13 protein-coding genes and 1 pseudogene are annotated in these 15,902 nt (G+C 42.8%); all 14 read right to left on the bottom strand.

Annotated features, from left to right (window positions below; genetic code table 11):
• A pseudogene (locus ADG03_RS02755) lies at window positions 1–396 on the bottom strand (C39 family peptidase); the annotation flags it as partial.
• A 170-nt stretch (window positions 397–566) separates the two neighbouring features.
• Window positions 567–1,556 carry a lipoate--protein ligase gene (gene lplA / locus ADG03_RS02750; RefSeq protein ID WP_003001407.1) on the bottom strand — a complete coding sequence of 330 codons (990 nt, stop codon included), beginning with the start codon at window positions 1,554–1,556 and terminating at the stop codon, window positions 567–569.
• A 68-nt stretch (window positions 1,557–1,624) separates the two neighbouring features.
• The gene (lpdA, locus tag ADG03_RS02745; protein ID WP_049473176.1) at window positions 1,625–3,328 is read right to left on the bottom strand and encodes a dihydrolipoyl dehydrogenase; all 1,704 of its coding nucleotides are present in this window, start codon (window positions 3,326–3,328) and stop codon (window positions 1,625–1,627) included.
• A gap of 41 nt (window positions 3,329–3,369) precedes the next feature.
• A complete protein-coding gene (locus ADG03_RS02740) occupies window positions 3,370–4,413 on the bottom strand; it encodes a dihydrolipoamide acetyltransferase (protein ID WP_049473177.1) in 1,044 nt (347 codons plus the stop codon).
• Window positions 4,414–4,725: 312 nt separating this feature from the next.
• Entirely contained in the window at window positions 4,726–5,718 is a 993-nt protein-coding gene (locus ADG03_RS02735) for an alpha-ketoacid dehydrogenase subunit beta (RefSeq protein ID WP_003011072.1), read from the bottom strand.
• 16 nt (window positions 5,719–5,734) lie between these two features.
• Window positions 5,735–6,703: a thiamine pyrophosphate-dependent dehydrogenase E1 component subunit alpha gene (locus ADG03_RS02730; RefSeq protein WP_049473204.1), complete on the bottom strand. Its 969-nt coding sequence runs from the start codon at window positions 6,701–6,703 to the stop codon at window positions 5,735–5,737.
• A 219-nt stretch (window positions 6,704–6,922) separates the two neighbouring features.
• The gene (locus ADG03_RS02725) at window positions 6,923–8,089 is read right to left on the bottom strand and encodes an ATP-grasp domain-containing protein (RefSeq protein WP_049473178.1); all 1,167 of its coding nucleotides are present in this window, start codon (window positions 8,087–8,089) and stop codon (window positions 6,923–6,925) included.
• A gap of 21 nt (window positions 8,090–8,110) precedes the next feature.
• A complete protein-coding gene (locus ADG03_RS02720; RefSeq protein WP_003010966.1) occupies window positions 8,111–8,851 on the bottom strand; it encodes an esterase family protein in 741 nt (246 codons plus the stop codon).
• A 39-nt stretch (window positions 8,852–8,890) separates the two neighbouring features.
• Window positions 8,891–9,718, bottom strand: a complete 828-nt coding sequence (locus tag ADG03_RS02715; protein ID WP_031573204.1) for an alpha/beta hydrolase — start codon at window positions 9,716–9,718, stop codon at window positions 8,891–8,893.
• A gap of 93 nt (window positions 9,719–9,811) precedes the next feature.
• A complete protein-coding gene (gene trmFO / locus ADG03_RS02710) occupies window positions 9,812–11,146 on the bottom strand; it encodes a methylenetetrahydrofolate--tRNA-(uracil(54)-C(5))-methyltransferase (FADH(2)-oxidizing) TrmFO (RefSeq protein ID WP_049473179.1) in 1,335 nt (444 codons plus the stop codon).
• A gap of 154 nt (window positions 11,147–11,300) precedes the next feature.
• A complete protein-coding gene (locus tag ADG03_RS02705) occupies window positions 11,301–12,005 on the bottom strand; it encodes a DUF3307 domain-containing protein (RefSeq protein ID WP_049473180.1) in 705 nt (234 codons plus the stop codon).
• A complete protein-coding gene (locus tag ADG03_RS02700; RefSeq protein WP_049473181.1) occupies window positions 11,989–12,666 on the bottom strand; it encodes a SatD family protein in 678 nt (225 codons plus the stop codon). Before ADG03_RS02700 ends, ADG03_RS02705 begins: the two co-directional genes overlap by 17 nt.
• 106 nt (window positions 12,667–12,772) lie before the next feature.
• Window positions 12,773–14,854: a type I DNA topoisomerase gene (gene topA / locus ADG03_RS02695; protein ID WP_049473182.1), complete on the bottom strand. Its 2,082-nt coding sequence runs from the start codon at window positions 14,852–14,854 to the stop codon at window positions 12,773–12,775.
• 86 nt (window positions 14,855–14,940) lie between these two features.
• Window positions 14,941–15,789, bottom strand: a complete 849-nt coding sequence (dprA, locus tag ADG03_RS02690; RefSeq protein ID WP_049473183.1) for a DNA-processing protein DprA — start codon at window positions 15,787–15,789, stop codon at window positions 14,941–14,943.
• Between the last annotated feature and the right edge of the window lie 113 nt (window positions 15,790–15,902).

Raw genomic sequence — 15,902 nt, 5'->3', positions numbered from 1 at the left:
CGGAGCACAGAAATACCATTCTTCTTGAAGTTTTAGAGGAATAGGCAATAATTTTCGGATCCCTTGATTCTCTTTGGACGATGTTTCTTGTTTGACCGATTGAGAAGGTTGCGTATTCTCTTTCAATGAAGCTTGTTCCTCGCTTGAAGATGGCAATGTTTCCTGACCACCGGCTTCCGTATTGCCTTCCTTAATTTTTAATCGCTCTGCTACCTCTGCTGGCATTGGTGGATTAGGTTCTGTACGCCCCTTTGTTTCTACACTGACTCTTGTTGATGAAGCAGATGTGGCCTTACGAGAGCTGGAAGGACTTGTTTTACTTTCTTTTGGTGTCTCTTTACAGCCAGATAAACCAAGAAAAGTCAGAAATACAATGAATAGACAAACTTTTTTCATGATTTTTCTCCTTCAAGAAAACGATCACGAGACTAAATAAAATTAGGATACAGGGATTAGCAAATACACTTTTCCACCTTTACTATACTACAAAATCCTTCGTAAAACAATAATTTCTATGTGAAACTAGTTTCAAAAAAGAGACCCGCTTCTGCGAATCTCTTATGACTTTATTCCACCACTGCTTCAGCAATTTCTTCTGCAGTGATACCTGCAAAGTAACGACCTAGGTTAATAGTTTGAAGGGCTTTGAGGACGTCTTCACGTTCGTATTTAACGCCACGAAGAACCTCTTCTACTGCTGCAACATCTTCAATACCAAAGAAGTCACCGTAGATCTTGATGTCTTGGATTTTTGATTCAATGACATTAGCGAAGATTTCAACCTTACCGCTTGGGAATTTTGTGCCACGACGGACATTGTATTCAGGAGATTTTCCATAGTTCCAATCCCAGGTACCAAACTTGGTTTCCTTGATCCGGTTGATTTCAGCCAATTCTTCATCCGAGAAGACATATTCTGTCATCTCAGGGTATTCTTTCTTCATGTAGTCCAAAAGTAGGTCACGGAACTCTTCCACCGTGATTTTTTCTGGCAACTCATCGATGATATTGGTCACACGAGCACGGACTGATTTAACCCCTTTGGACTCAAACTTGTCTTTAGATACCTTGAGAGCATTAGCAAGGACAGACAAATCCACGTCAAAGAGAAGGCAACCATGGTGCATGATACGTCCGTTGATATAGGCTTGTGCATTCCCACAGAATTTCTTGCCATCAATCTCTAAGTCGTTACGACCAGTAAATTCAGCCTTAACTCCAAGTTGAGCCAAGGTGTTGATCACGGGAGTTGAGAAGCTCTTGAAGTCAAAGGCCTTGTTTTCATCTTCTTTTGAAATGATAGTGTAGTTTAGGTTGTTTAAATCATGGTAAACAGCCCCACCACCACTGATACGACGTACTACTTCAATTCCGTGTTCACGAACGTAATCACGGTTGATTTCTTCGATGGTATTTTGGTGACGACCTACAATGATAGATGGTTTGTTAATCCAAAGCAGGAAAATTTGATCCTCGTCCAAAAGGTGTTTAAAGGCATATTCTTCCAAAGCAATATTAAAAGCAGTATCATTTGAATAATTAATAATGTATTTCATAAGATTCCTTTATATACGATAGAGACTGGTCCAGCATTTGCTGTCCAGCCATTCTATCATTTCAAATATTATTTCTTCTTAGGTGAGTGAACTGCCAATCCAAGTACGTCCGCAAAGGCTTCGTACATCACTTCTGAGAAGGTTGGGTGACCATGAATGGTCTTGAGCATTTCTTCTACAGTGATTTCCATCTCAATGATGGTTGAAGCTTCGTTGATCAATTCAGCAGCAGCTGGACCAATGATATGAACCCCAAGAACTTCACCGTATTTCTTGTCTGCAATGACTTTAACAAATCCTTGAGCCGCATCTGATGCAATGGCACGACCGTTCGCCGCAAAGTTAAACTTACCGATTTGAACATCGTATTTCTCACGAGCTTGTTCTTCTGTCAAACCAACAGCCGCAACTTCAGGAAGGGTGTAGATGGCTGCAGGAGTCAAGTTCAATTTGGCAACAGCATGATTTCCCTTAAGAGCATTTTCAGCCGCAACTTCTCCCATACGGAAGGCAGCGTGAGCCAACATCTTGGTACCGTTGATATCGCCTGGTGCATAGATACCTGGAACAGATGTTTCCATGTATTCATTGACCTTGATCCGTCCACGATCCAATTCAAATTCAACATCTCCGATACCTTCAAGGTCTGGAACACGACCGATTGAAAGAAGGGCTTTATTCGCGATGATATCATCTTTACCTTCAACCTTGATACGGAGTTTTCCATCTTCCTCAATGATTTCTTGCAATTTAGTATCCGTCAAGATGGTCATCCCCTTGCGTTCAAGGATCAAACGAAGGTTCTTAGATACTTCCGCATCCATAGCTGGAACGATACGGTCCATCATTTCGATAACAGTAACTTTTGACCCAAAGGTCATGAAGGCTTGACCAAGTTCGATACCAACAACACCACCACCGATGATCACGAGGCTTTCTGGCACTTCGTTCATTTCAAGGATATCATCACTGGTCATGACAAGGGATGATTCCATACCAGGAACGTTAATCTTGCTAACTTTTGAACCACCGGCAAGGATGATTTTCTTCGTTTCAAGCAATTCAGAACCATTGACCAAGACATTCTTATCTTTGGTGATGGTACCGATTCCTTTATGAACATCCACTCCGTAGCTACGAAGAAGTCCTGCAACCCCACCAACAAGGGTATTTACGACCTTGTTCTTGGTTTCAAGAACCTTGTCCATATCCACTGTGAAGTTAGGATTTTCAATCACAATACCACGGTTAGCAGCATGACCTATATTTTCAATGATTTCAGCGTTGTGGAGGTAAGTCTTAGTTGGGATACATCCGCGGTTCAAGCATGTTCCACCAAGTTCAGATTTCTCAACAAGAGCAACCTTACCACCTAATTGAGCTGCTTTAATAGCAGATACGTAACCAGCAGGACCCCCACCGATCACTACGATATCATAAGCGTCATCGCTCTTATTGTCATCGTTTGAAGCACTTACTGCAGCTGGTGCTGGACTCGCTTCTGGTGCTGCTCCAGCTGTAGGGATGTTTTCCCCTTCTTCACCAAGGTAACCGATCACTTCTGTTACAGGAACAGTTTCTCCGTCCCCTTTCAGAATAGCGATCAAGTAACCGTCTTCTTCTGCTTCCAATTCCATGCTGACTTTGTCTGTCATGATTTCAAGGAGAACTTCTCCTTCTTTTACAAATTCGCCGACTTTTTTATTCCACTGAACGATTTGTCCTTCGGTCATATCTACGCCGGCTTTTGGCATAATTACTTCTAAGGCCATTTTATTTCCCTCTTTTTCTTGTTTCTATTCTCTCTCGTTGATTAGACCAACATTGAAATCGGGTCTTCAATCAAGGCTTTCAAGTCTTTCATGAATTTAGCACCAGCCATTCCATCGACAACGCGGTGGTCAATGGTCAAGCCCAAGCTCATGATTGGACGAATGACAATTTCACCATTCACAACAACTGGTTTTTCAACCGTTGCGCTAACCCCAAGGATAGCAGAGTTTGGTTGGTTGATAATCGGTCCAAATGATTGAACGCCAAACATCCCCAAGTTACTGATGGTAAAGGTTGAGTTTTGCAATTCACTTGGCGCAAGCTTACCATCCAAGGTACGTCCGATAACGTCCTTGAAGGCTACGACCAACTCTGACAAGGTCATCTTTTCAGCATTGTAGACAACTGGAGTCATCAAGCCATTGTCCATCCCAACTGCCATCGCCAAGTTGACATAGTTGTGAGTGATGATAGTTTTGCCATCTTCTGTCAATGACGCATTGATGTATGGGTGTTTCATCAAGGTCTTAACCACTGCTAGAGAAAGCAAATCTGTTACAGTCACTTTCTTACCAGTTGCTTCCATGATTGGATCCAATACTTTCTTACGAAGGGCCAACATTTGAGACATATCAACGTCATAGTTCAATGTAAAGGTTGGTGCTGTCAAGTAAGATTCCACCATCCGTTGAGCGATCACCTTCCGCATTGGTGTCATCGGAATCCGCTCGATCCCACCATAAGGTGTCATATTATCTGGAGCTTCCTCCACCTTCTCGATTTCAGCAGGTGACTTAATGGTCTCATTCTCAATATTTTCAGGAAGGAAAGCAAGGACGTCCTTCTTCATGATCTTACCACGATGACCAGTTCCTTGGATTTCTTGCCAAGCAATATTGTGTTCTAATGCAATTCGTTTTGCAAGTGGTGAAATGCGAACCACATTTGTGTTTTTATAGGTTTCCACGTCTTCTTTGTGGACACGACCGTTTGCGCCTGAACCAGAAACATCATAGAGGTTGATCCCAAGATCATCCGCTAATTTTCTAGCCGCAGGAGTCGCTCTTAGCTTATCATCAGCCATGACTTCTCCTATTCTATTACAAGATATTAAGGACGTAGAGGACAAAGAAAAAATAGGAGATTGACGCTGTGTTCGATGAACACAAGGAAATCTATCTTTTTTTCACGGTCCTCCGTCCGGATTCAACTCTACAAGCAACTTGGACACGGAACGTGTCTCAAGTTGCTACGGTTGCCGCTATCAGGCGGTCAACCTAGTAGACTTACTAATTCGTTCGTCGAATAGAATCGATTCGACTCACTCATGTCGCATTTTATCTATTTCAAAATGAAAGATAAAACTACGAATATATTACATAATTTAAATTTTGTATTATTCTTTGTTATACGTTTTACGAATGGCATCTTTGATGCTTTCAACTGTTGGAATCATTGCATTCTCAAGGTTTTGTGCGTAAGGCATTGGCACATCTTCCCCCGCACAACGGCGGATCGGTGCATCCAAGTAATCAAATGCTTCTGATTCAGAAATGATAGCTGAAATTTCACCGATATAGCCACTTGTTTTATGAGCATCATTGACAAGGACTACTTTTCCTGTCTTCTTGACAGAATTAATGATGATCTCTTTATCGAGTGGGACCAAGGTCCGTGGGTCTACTACTTCTACTGAGATGCCTTCTTCTGCCAATTCTTCAGCTGCTTGCATCACGCGACGAAGCATTTTCCCGTAGGTTACGACAGTGACGTCAGTTCCTTCGCGTTTGATTTCTCCGACACCAAGTGGAATCGTGTAGTCTGGATCAACTGGCACTTCCCCTTTTTGGTTGAATTCTGATTTGTATTCAAGAATGATAACGGGGTTGTTATCACGGATAGATGACTTGAGCAGTCCCTTCATATCCGCTGGCGTACCAGGAGCAACAACTTTCAAACCAGGAATATGAGTAAACCAAGATTCCAAAGATTGGGAGTGTTGGGCTGCAGAACCAACTCCGTTACCAGCAGCACAGCGGATTGTCATTGGGACTTGACCTTTCCCACCAAACATGTAGCGAGTCTTAGCAGCTTGGTTAACGATAGCATCCATGGCAATCACTGAGAAATCCATGAAGGTCATATCAACGATTGGGCGAAGTCCGGTCATGGCTGCACCAGCTGCTGCTCCTGAAATCGCAGCCTCAGAAATCGGACAGTCACGAACACGTTCTGGACCGAATTCCTCCAGCATCCCTACAGAAGTACCGAAGTCTCCACCGAACACTCCGACATCTTCTCCCATCAACAATACATTTTCGTCGCGACGCATTTCCTCAGACATAGCAAGGATAATGGTATCGCGGAAAGACATTAATTTAGTTTCCATAATTCTCTACTCCCCCTTAGTCTGCGTAAATATCTTCGAAAGCTGATTCGAGTGGAGGGAATGGGCTTTCTTCCGCAAATTTTACCGAAGCTTCAACTGCTTCTTTTACTTCTTCTTGGATCTGATCCAATTCTTCTGCGCTCGCAATCTCATTTTCAAGGAGATACTTGCGAAGGTTTTCGATTGGATCTTTCTTCTTCCACTCTTCGACTTCTTCACGGGTCCGGTATTTACCAGGGTCTGAAGATGAGTGACCAAGCCAACGATAGGTGACACTCTCGATCAAGACAGGGCCTTTACCAGAGCGGACGTGATCGACTGCCTTCTTAAATCCTTCATAGACATCAATAACGTTGTTCCCATCAGGAATAAACATTCCAGGAATGCCGTAAGCAGCACTACGCTCGTAGATATGCTTGACATTGGTCATTTTCTTAATGTCAGCAGAGATTCCATAACCGTTATTGATACAGTAGAAAATAACTGGGAGGTTCCAGATGGAAGCCATATTGACCGCTTCGTGGAAGACACCTTCGTTGGTTGCGCCGTCCCCAAAGAAGCAGACAACAATCTTACCAGTCTTTTTCATTTGTTGAGTAAGAGCTGCACCTACTGCAATTCCCATACCACCACCAACGATCCCGTTGGCACCAAGGTTACCAGCATCCAGATCAGCGATATGCATGGAGCCGCCTTTCCCCTTACAAGTACCGGTATATTTCCCCAGGATTTCAGCCATCATACCGTTAAGGTCAATACCTTTAGCAATAGCTTGTCCGTGACCACGGTGATTTGAGGTGATGAGGTCATCTTCATTTAGAGCTAACATAGCCCCAACGTTTGCAGCTTCTTCCCCAACAGAAAAGTGCGTCATACCGGGCACTTTTCCTTTTTTTACTAACTGTGCAATTTTTAAGTCCATGCGACGGATTTCTTCCATTTTACGGAACATTTCCAATAAGAGAATTTTATCTAATGTTGCCATCATTTCGCCTTTCTTAGCATTTATTCATTCATTTTTATTCTAGCCAAATATGAAAGCACTGTCAAAAATAATGCTCAAATAATTTCACAAACTATATACCTTGGAGGAAGGTTTTATAAGCATTTTCAACTTCAAACAAACTATTTCACAAACTTTTCTTTCATGAGATTGCATTAAAATATAAAAAACCGATAGGATCCTATCCTACCGGTCATCATCTTATGATTGGCGTTGACCAAAGTCATGAATCATTTGTTCCATTACTTCACGACTAGGTGTTGTAAGCATATAGAGGTAATCTCCCTGAAGCTCTGCAAAAGCAGCAGGCATATCTTTCTTCACGCGGAATTGATCATGGTATTTAGCCAAAACTTCATCCTCTGAAAGGACATAGGCTGCATTGGCACGGCGTGAAGTCGCCAAGCAATATAGGGGCTCAAACTCAGAAGCTGGGAAAGCTTCTCCTGCTACGATGGCAGCATAGCCACGGTACAAATCAATCGAGTGAGCGTAGTTGTAGACATCAATGGTAAAGCCACCTGCAGGTCGATTATTGTACTCGATCGCAATATAGTCATCCCCATCTCGGAAGAACTCAATGTGGAAGAAACGTTCCTTCATGCCAAAGGCTTTGACAATCGCTTCCCCATATTGACGCAATTTTGGATCCATCTCTTTGAGGACATAATAAGAGTTATCCATCTTGTAGAGCATCAAATCGAGTGGCGTATAAGCATAGTCAAAAGTCGTTGAGAAGACAATGTTACCGTCACGATCCACTAAACCATCAAAGGTACAAATCTCGCTAGAAGTGACAAATTTCTCAAAGAAGTACTCTGTATGGCCATCCCATTCTGCCTTGAAATGGTCCACATCTTCTGGTGTTTCAAGTTTAAAGGTCGCTGCTGCTCCTACTCCATTATCAGGTTTGGCAATCAATGGCAACCCAATCTTCTTCACCGCCTTATCGATGTCTTTTTCAGCTTTGACCACTGCACCAGGTACGACTGGGACTCCAGCCTTCTTGAAGAGTTTCTTCATTTCTGATTTGAACTTGGTTTTCTTCAGATCTTTTGGCTTAGCCCCGAAGACATTGAATTGCTCCCGAAGCGCCGCATCCAATTCCAACCAATACTCATTGTGGGATTCGATACGATCAATTGGGCCATGTTTGTAAAAGAGAAAGGCTACTGCACGCTTCACTTCATCCAGATTTTCCAAGTTTTCAACACGGAAATATTCTGTTAAGCTGTTGCGCAAAGGCTCATCTAACTGTTCATATGGCTCTTGACCAATTCCCAAGACAGTGATCCCTTTATTAGCCAGTTCGATGGTAAATTGTTGGAAGTTTTGTGGGTAATATGGTGAAATAACGATATAATTCATTGAGGTCTCCTCCCTTTTTACTTATAGATACATTTGGCCTAGGAAATATGGCATTTGTTTGCGCCACCATTCCCAATCGTGGGCGACATCATGTCCCCATTCAGCGAACCATGCAGGAATATTTTTGTGATCAAAGGCTTCTTTCAGTTTGTAGAAAGATGGAAGTCCATCTTGTTCCCAAGCCCCTAAACCAGTACAAACAACGATTTCAGCCTGACGGTAACGATCGATAAACCAGCCATCGTTTTGGTTCCAAATATAATCAGATGGCGAGTTTTGGTAAATTGCTTCATCGCCTCCAAAGTCACCAACAAAGAAACGAGCGTCATAGACACCACTCAAGGCAATCACTTTGTTAAAGACATCTGGATGTTGCAAGAAGAAATTGAGCGCGTGGTAGGCTCCCATAGAGCAACCAGTTGTCATCATTGGATCAAACCAGCCTGTTTTGTGTTTGATAAAAGGAATGGCTTCTTCAATCACATAGCGTTCATAAGCTCGGTGCATTTCTGCTCGATCGTGAGGATTCTTCCAATTACAAAGCCAGCTATCACTATCCACACTCGAAAGGGTAAAGAATTGAACCCGTCCTTCTTCGATAAACTGAGCACAAGCATCAATCATACCAAAGTCATAGTACTCGTTATGGCTTCCACCTGATGAAGCAAAGACTACAACAGGAATCCCTGCGTGTCCATAGCGATTCAAATACATTTCACGGTTGAGTTGGCCACTCCAGTGGCTTAAATGTTCAATATTCATAAGTTCCCTCTTTCTCTATAATTCTTTATTTACAGGCTATTAATCCCATTTTTCTGCTAAAAAGCGAAGGCATTCTGGTAGATGTTCGGCCCATGCTTCTTCGTGGTGAATAGCCCCAGATTGAATCCGAATGGCGATATTCTCTAAAGCCACCCCTTGTTGAATGACGTCGTGGTAATAACGAAGAGATGAATCAATATAGGCTTGCTTGATGTTTCCTGCCATCAAAGTTTTATCTGTATCATCCGCCTCTTCAGTCCCCACATAGATGTAGATCCGTTGGTCTGCATATAATTTTTTGCGTTCGATATAATGATTGAAGGCATCTTGGTGTAGCCAGTTAGCGGATGAAAAGACCCCTAAACAACCGATTTGATCTTGGTACTCTAATCCCAAGAATTGAGTAATATTCCCCCCCAAGGAAGAACCAATCATGGCCGTATGTTCTCGATCAGCAAGAGTCCGGTATTCTTGGTCGATAAAAGGTTTCACCACCTCCATGACAAATTCGCCGTACTCAACTCCCTTGCCACCAAATTGCATGCCAGGAATATTGGATTCCTTGTACTTCCAGGCAGAGTATTCGTTCATGCGTTGGAAACCATCATTATCGATCGCAACAACAATCATGCGACTAATATCTGGATTCCGCTTAATGGCTGGAATGACTTTCCAGGAATGACCCGCATAAGCTTCCTTGCTGTACAAAACGTTTTGCCCATCGTGGAAATAAACCACAGGGTAACGTCTATCTGTATCCGTTTCATAATTCTTAGGTAATAAGACTCGCACACGACGGAGTTTTCCGGTATAAGGCACTTTCAACTCGTGTGTCTTCATATCTAAATAAAAATAGGATTTGTTCATTGTCAGAAAACTCTCTATATTCTAAATTTTATTCATTATACCATTTTTAGAAGAAAAAGTCTGGATTTTCTCCAAACTTTTTCCTTTATTGGGTTATTTTTCCATAAACTGAGCCAAATCTTGTAAAGAACGTTCGGCAATTTTCTCATAACGTTCCTTTTTATCCCGAATGCGTGGTCCTTCTAGCTCTTTGATAATCCCGAAGTTGACATTCATGGGTTGGAAATGCTTGCTGTCGGCATGAGTGATATAGTGATTCAGACTTCCGATGGCTGTCGTTTCAGGGAAAATCGCTGCTTCTTCTCCTTTGAAAAGGCGAGCTGCATTGATTCCAGCTACCAAACCTGAGGCAGCTGACTCCACATAGCCTTCTACCCCTGTCATTTGACCTGCAAAGAAGAGATTAGCTTGTTTCTTAGAACGATAAGTTTGTTCAAGCAGATTTGGAGAATCCATGTAGGAATTGCGGTGCATGACGCCGTATCTCACAAACTCCGCATGTTCCAAACCTGGAATCATTTGGAAAACCCGTTTTTGCTCACCCCATTTAAGGTGAGTTTGGAAGCCGACGATATTGTATAGGCTAGCTGCCGCATTGTCTTGACGTAACTGAACAACTGCATAGGGTGTCTTAAACTCCCCATCACGTGGACCTTTGTAATCATCTGGATACTCAAGGCCAACTGGCTTCATAGGACCATAGAGCATGGTTTTAATCCCTCGTTTAGCCATGACTTCGATTGGCATACAACCTTCGAAATACTTTTCTTTTTCAAAAGAGTTAAGCGGGGCTTCTTCCGCGTTAACCAAGGCCTCATGGAAATCCATAAATTCCTGTTTGGTCATGGGACAGTTGAGATAGGCTGCCTCGCCTTTGTCATAGCGTGACTTGAGATAGACCTTGTTCATATCAACGGTATTGACATCGATGATGGGAGCCGCTGCATCATAGAAATAGAAGCCATCTCCACCATTGAACGCGTGGATCTTATCAGCTAAAGCATCGCTGGTTAGAGGTCCCGTTGCGACCACAGTGATGGCATCTGTCGGCAATTCCGTAATTTCATCACGAATGACTTCGATGAGCGGATGTTGGGACACCTTCTCCGTCACCCGGCTAGCAAAACCTTCTCGGTCCACAGCAAGTGCTCCACCGGCTGGTACCCGAGTCGCTTCCGCTGCTTCAAGGATGACAGAACCCAGACGACGCATTTCTTCTTTGAGGAGCCCGACAGCATTGGTGAGAGAATCCCCACGAAGAGAGTTGGAACAAACTAGCTCAGCAAAGTTGTCTGTTTTGTGTTGCGGAGTTGATTTGACCCCACGCATTTCGTAAAGCTTGACCGGAATTCCCTGTTGGGCAATCTGGTAAGCTGCTTCCGAGCCTGCAAGGCCCGCACCGATCACATTGATATAAGATTGAGACATGACACTAATACCTCTTTGGGTATCAAAACACCCCACTGGACTGTTAGACACCCACAAATCTTTCTAATTTTCTACTTGGTCCATTATACCAAAAAGCCAAGTAAAAAAACAGGGAGGCTTTTCCTTCCTGTCTTAGACTTTACTATTTATTTTCTTATAGACACAACCAAGCTGCTAAGAGGGCAGATAGGATACTGAACAAGGACCCGATCAAGTAATACTCCGCAAAGGCTGGATTCTCGGAAATTTTATTATAGCGGGCGATGGATTTGGCTGTAAATACTAGGCCGATAGAAGCAAATTGCCCATAGACCAGACAGGCACCAATCACCAAACGCTCTAAAAAGCCAATCATGGAACCAGCCCCAGTGATCGTATCCATTTTCTTCTTGCTGGTGGGTTGATACTTGGTAAACAGAATTTTAAAGGCAATATTGCTTGGTTTCCCAACTAGGAGGACATAAAAGATTAGATTTAAAGTGTCCAGAGGCAGATAGGTCGAACCATTCTTCGCTCCTAAAAGGACTAGACACGTCAAGATGCCAATATGCAAGACTTGATCCAGCGTAAAGGTCCATGCGGTTGGTAATTTCAATTGCTTCTGCACGATCGGTTTTAAGAAATCTATTCCAGCATGAGTCAGTAAAATGACCAAGCAAATCCACCACAGGTCTATATGACAGAGAGAAACCACTATCAGAGGCAGTGCTACATATAGAATGTGAAGCCCGAGCACCTTCTTATCCTGATCCTTGCGATCCGCCATCTTTTGACTTTGAAAATAATAATCCGATAACAAATGACAAATCAACAAGAGGATCAAGTATGGATTCATTACGATACTAGACAATCCGCTCATGGGCCTCTCCTTTCTCTAAGTTTTGAATACAAGCTAGTGTTGCTGCTCGTCCCCGTAAATAAACACGAATACTGCTACTCTTTAAGCGCTTGGACAGGGCGCTTGGGTTGATGGCTAGCGCTTGGGCCAATTCCTGTTGGCTAAAGCTTTCACTATAGACAGATCTCTTTAGCAGATTGAGCAGAATCTCTTCCTGACTCTCTCGCCAGCCCGAACGTATGGCCTCTCCAGAAGCGATGAGCGCATTCACCACTAAGTCCTGGCTGTCATTACCGCTCAAAAAATAGATCTGGGTATTGCCATAATCATTTTTCTGATGGACCAGATTAATGGCTGCACGAGCATTCCAATAGGCTGGTCCATCTGCACCGATACTTTGCAGGGGATCGATATCCGTTACAATCTCCCCTAGGCCAATACCGAAACGAAGTTGAGTCGGCTTTAGTTCTGAACGCAGGGTATCAATAATTTGAAAAACCGGAGCATCCACTTTTAAAAGGGCCTGAAACTCATCGCCCAAAGTTAAGGTAAAAGCCGATGCTAGGCAGTCTTTAAAAAGCTCATTGATTTTTTGAAGCGTTTTTTCTAACTGTTTTTGCAGGTCAAAACGTTCTTGTACGATTTTGGAATCAATCACATCTGCAATCAAAGCAAGATACATAAGCCCACCTCCTTATGTCTATTATAACGAAAAAAACAAAAATTGTCTATTATAACAGACATTTATAAAAATTGCTGTTATAATAGACATTGAATCGTTTGAAAGCTTATTTCACTTTTTCTTCTTCGTAGTCGCCATTGCTACATACCACTTGTTTGCCGCCACCACGAACTTTTTTCTCAACTAAGTAGTGGCCACATTTTGGACAATCCCGACCGATCGGTTTATCCCAAGAGGTAAATTCACACTCTGGGTAGCGATTGCATCCATAGAAGATACGGTTGCGCTTGGTTTTACGCTCGATGATTTGTCCCTGATGACAGTCAGGACACTCCACGCCGATTTCTTTGACAATGGCCTGGGTATGACGACAATCTGGGAAATTACTACAAGCATAGAACTTACCAAAACGTCCTAATTTAATCACCATCGGACTGCCACAGACTTCACAATCAAAACCAGCTGGTTCGTCTTTAATTTGGATTTTTTCCATCTCTTCTTCAGCCTTTGCGACTTCTTTAGAGAATGGTTTGTAGAAAGCATCGATGACTTTTTGCCACTCTTCTTTTCCAAGTTCGACATCATCGAGTTTACCTTCCATCTCTGCTGTGAAGGTCACGTTGACAATATCTGGGAAGAATTCAACGATCAGTTTATTAACGATTTCCCCTAACTCTGTTGGTTCAAAGCGTTTGGCTACCAGCTTCACATAATAGCGTTTTTGAATGGTCTCAATCGTCGGAGCATAGGTTGAAGGACGACCAACACCATTCTCTTCCAAGGTCTTAATCAAAGTCGCTTCAGAATATCGAGCAGGTGGTTGGGTAAAGTGTTGCTCCGGTTTGCTATTGACTTGCTTAACGATATCGCCTTCTACCATATCCGGCAACATCTTGTTCTTATCTGAGTCGTTATAAATCGCCAAATAACCATCAAACTTCACTTGGCTTCCGTTTGCCGTATACTGAACCCCATTTTGACCTAAACGGACATTCATGGTATCAAAGACAGCTACTGTCATTTGACTAGCTACAAAGCGGTTCCAAATTAAGGTGTAGAGTTTTAATTGGTCTTTGTCTAAGTATTTAGCAATGCTCTCAGGAGTATTGAAGACGCTGGATGGACGGATCGCTTCGTGGGCATCTTGGGCACCAGAAGCATTCTTCACACGGCTTCCATGCTTGGAATATTTCTCACCAAAGCGATCCACGATAAAGTTCGCTGCCTCATTTTGCGCAACCGGACTGATCCGTGTGGAATCGGTACGCATATAGGTAATCAAACCTTGAACACCCGAGCCAATATTAATTCCTTCATACAACTGCTGGGCGACCATCATGGTCTTGCGTGTACGGAAGTTGATCTTATTGGCAGCATCCATCTGCATGGAAGAGGTGGTGTATGGAAGTGGCGCATTCCGACGACGTTCTTTCTTTTCAACTTTTTCAACGGTAAAATCTTTGCCATCTAAGCGTTCAAGAACAGCTTTCACCTCTTCATTGGTGTTGAGCTTCATCTTCTTGCCATCAATCCCATAGAAGCTAGCTTGGAATTGCTTGGTCCCTTTTTTGAAGACGCCATCAATGGTCCAGTATTCTTCCGGCTTAAAATCATTAATTTCGTTTTCACGATCAATGATTAATTTGAGGGCAACTGATTGCACGCGCCCTGCAGAAAGTCCTTTTTTGACCTTTTTCCAAAGAATAGGCGAAATTGAATACCCTACAATCCGGTCCAAGACCCGACGTGCTTGTTGGGCATCGACCAAGTCCATATCGATTTGGCGCGGTTCTTTAAAGGCGTTTTTAACTGCATCCTTGGTGATTTCGTTAAAGACCACACGGTTTTTTTCTTTGGCATCCAAGTTCAAAATATGCGCTAAATGCCAAGAAATAGCTTCTCCTTCTCGGTCCGGGTCACTTGCGAGAAAGACTTGTTTGGCTTTTTTAGCTTCTTTTTTCAAATCATTGATCAAGGGACCTTTTCCGCGAATATTGATATACTCCGGTTCATAGTTATTGTCGAAGTCGATCGACATCGTAGATTTTTTCAGGTCCCGAATATGGCCAACACTGGCCATGACTTTGTAGTTACGACCAAGGTATTTCTCGATTGTTTTGGCCTTAGCAGGAGACTCCACAATCACCAAATTTTTCTTGGTTGTACTGCTTTTCTTTTTTGTTACCACGTTTTATCCCTCTGTATTGTATAAATCTCATTGAGTTTAATACATTTTAAGAAAGATGTCAACTAGGAACTTCTCCTATAGGAAAATCACAATTCGTATTTCAATTCATCAAGAATGTCCTGGCCTGATGTGATAAGCTTTGCGCCTTCTTGAATTAGGTGATGGCAGCCTGCAGATTTTCCATCTAAAATATTTCCTGGAATAGCGAAAACGTCTCGGCCTTCTTCCATAGCACGCTCACAAGTAATCAAACTGCCTGAACGGAGTCGCGCCTCTGCCACAATCACTGCCTGACAGAGACCAGCAATGATGCGATTTCTCTCAGGAAAATGAAACTTAAGTGGTGCCTGCCCTGGACCATACTCGCTCAAGATCAGATGGTGTTCCCCCATATGGGACTGTAATCTCTGATTGCTTTTAGGATAAAAGACATCCAGTCCCGTTCCAATCACTCCGATGGTCTTACCACCATTTCGTATACTGGCATAATGAGCTGTCGCATCAATTCCCTTAGCAAGTCCACTAACAATGACCAGTTCATTTCCAAGTTCCTTAATTATCTTCTCTACAGAACGAACCCCTTCTCGCGTGGTCTCTCGAGCTCCAACAACTGCAATCTTCGGTTTGCTTAACAGTTGCAAATCCCCTTGGTAAAAAAGGAGTACAGGAGGATTGTAGATCTGTAGCAATTCCTCAGGGTATTCTGGATCAAAAATGGATAGAGATGGGAACCGTTCAAACTCCTTGTGTAAATGGTCTTCATCTAGTTGCCGGTATTTGTCTACAAAATGAAGGATACTGCGACAGCGAGCGATCCTCGCTATCTCTTCTAAGCTTGGTAAGACTTGCTCTTTCCTACAGTAGTCCAAGACTCTCAAGACTTGCTCATTTGATAAACCGGCTTCTTTTAATTTAAAGATTTCAAATTTCTCCATGGTCACCTTCTACTTCCTCTCACTTATTTATTCGAAAAAGAAAAGAAAAAAGCTCTATTTCTAGAACTTTTTTTGATATGTCGAAGAATAAAAGTAAGATGCGGCACCAATCA

This window comes from Streptococcus parasanguinis, from assembly GCF_001069785.1.
Taxonomy (GTDB): domain Bacteria; phylum Bacillota; class Bacilli; order Lactobacillales; family Streptococcaceae; genus Streptococcus; species Streptococcus parasanguinis_T.
This window is presented reverse-complemented; position numbering and strand designations above follow the sequence as displayed.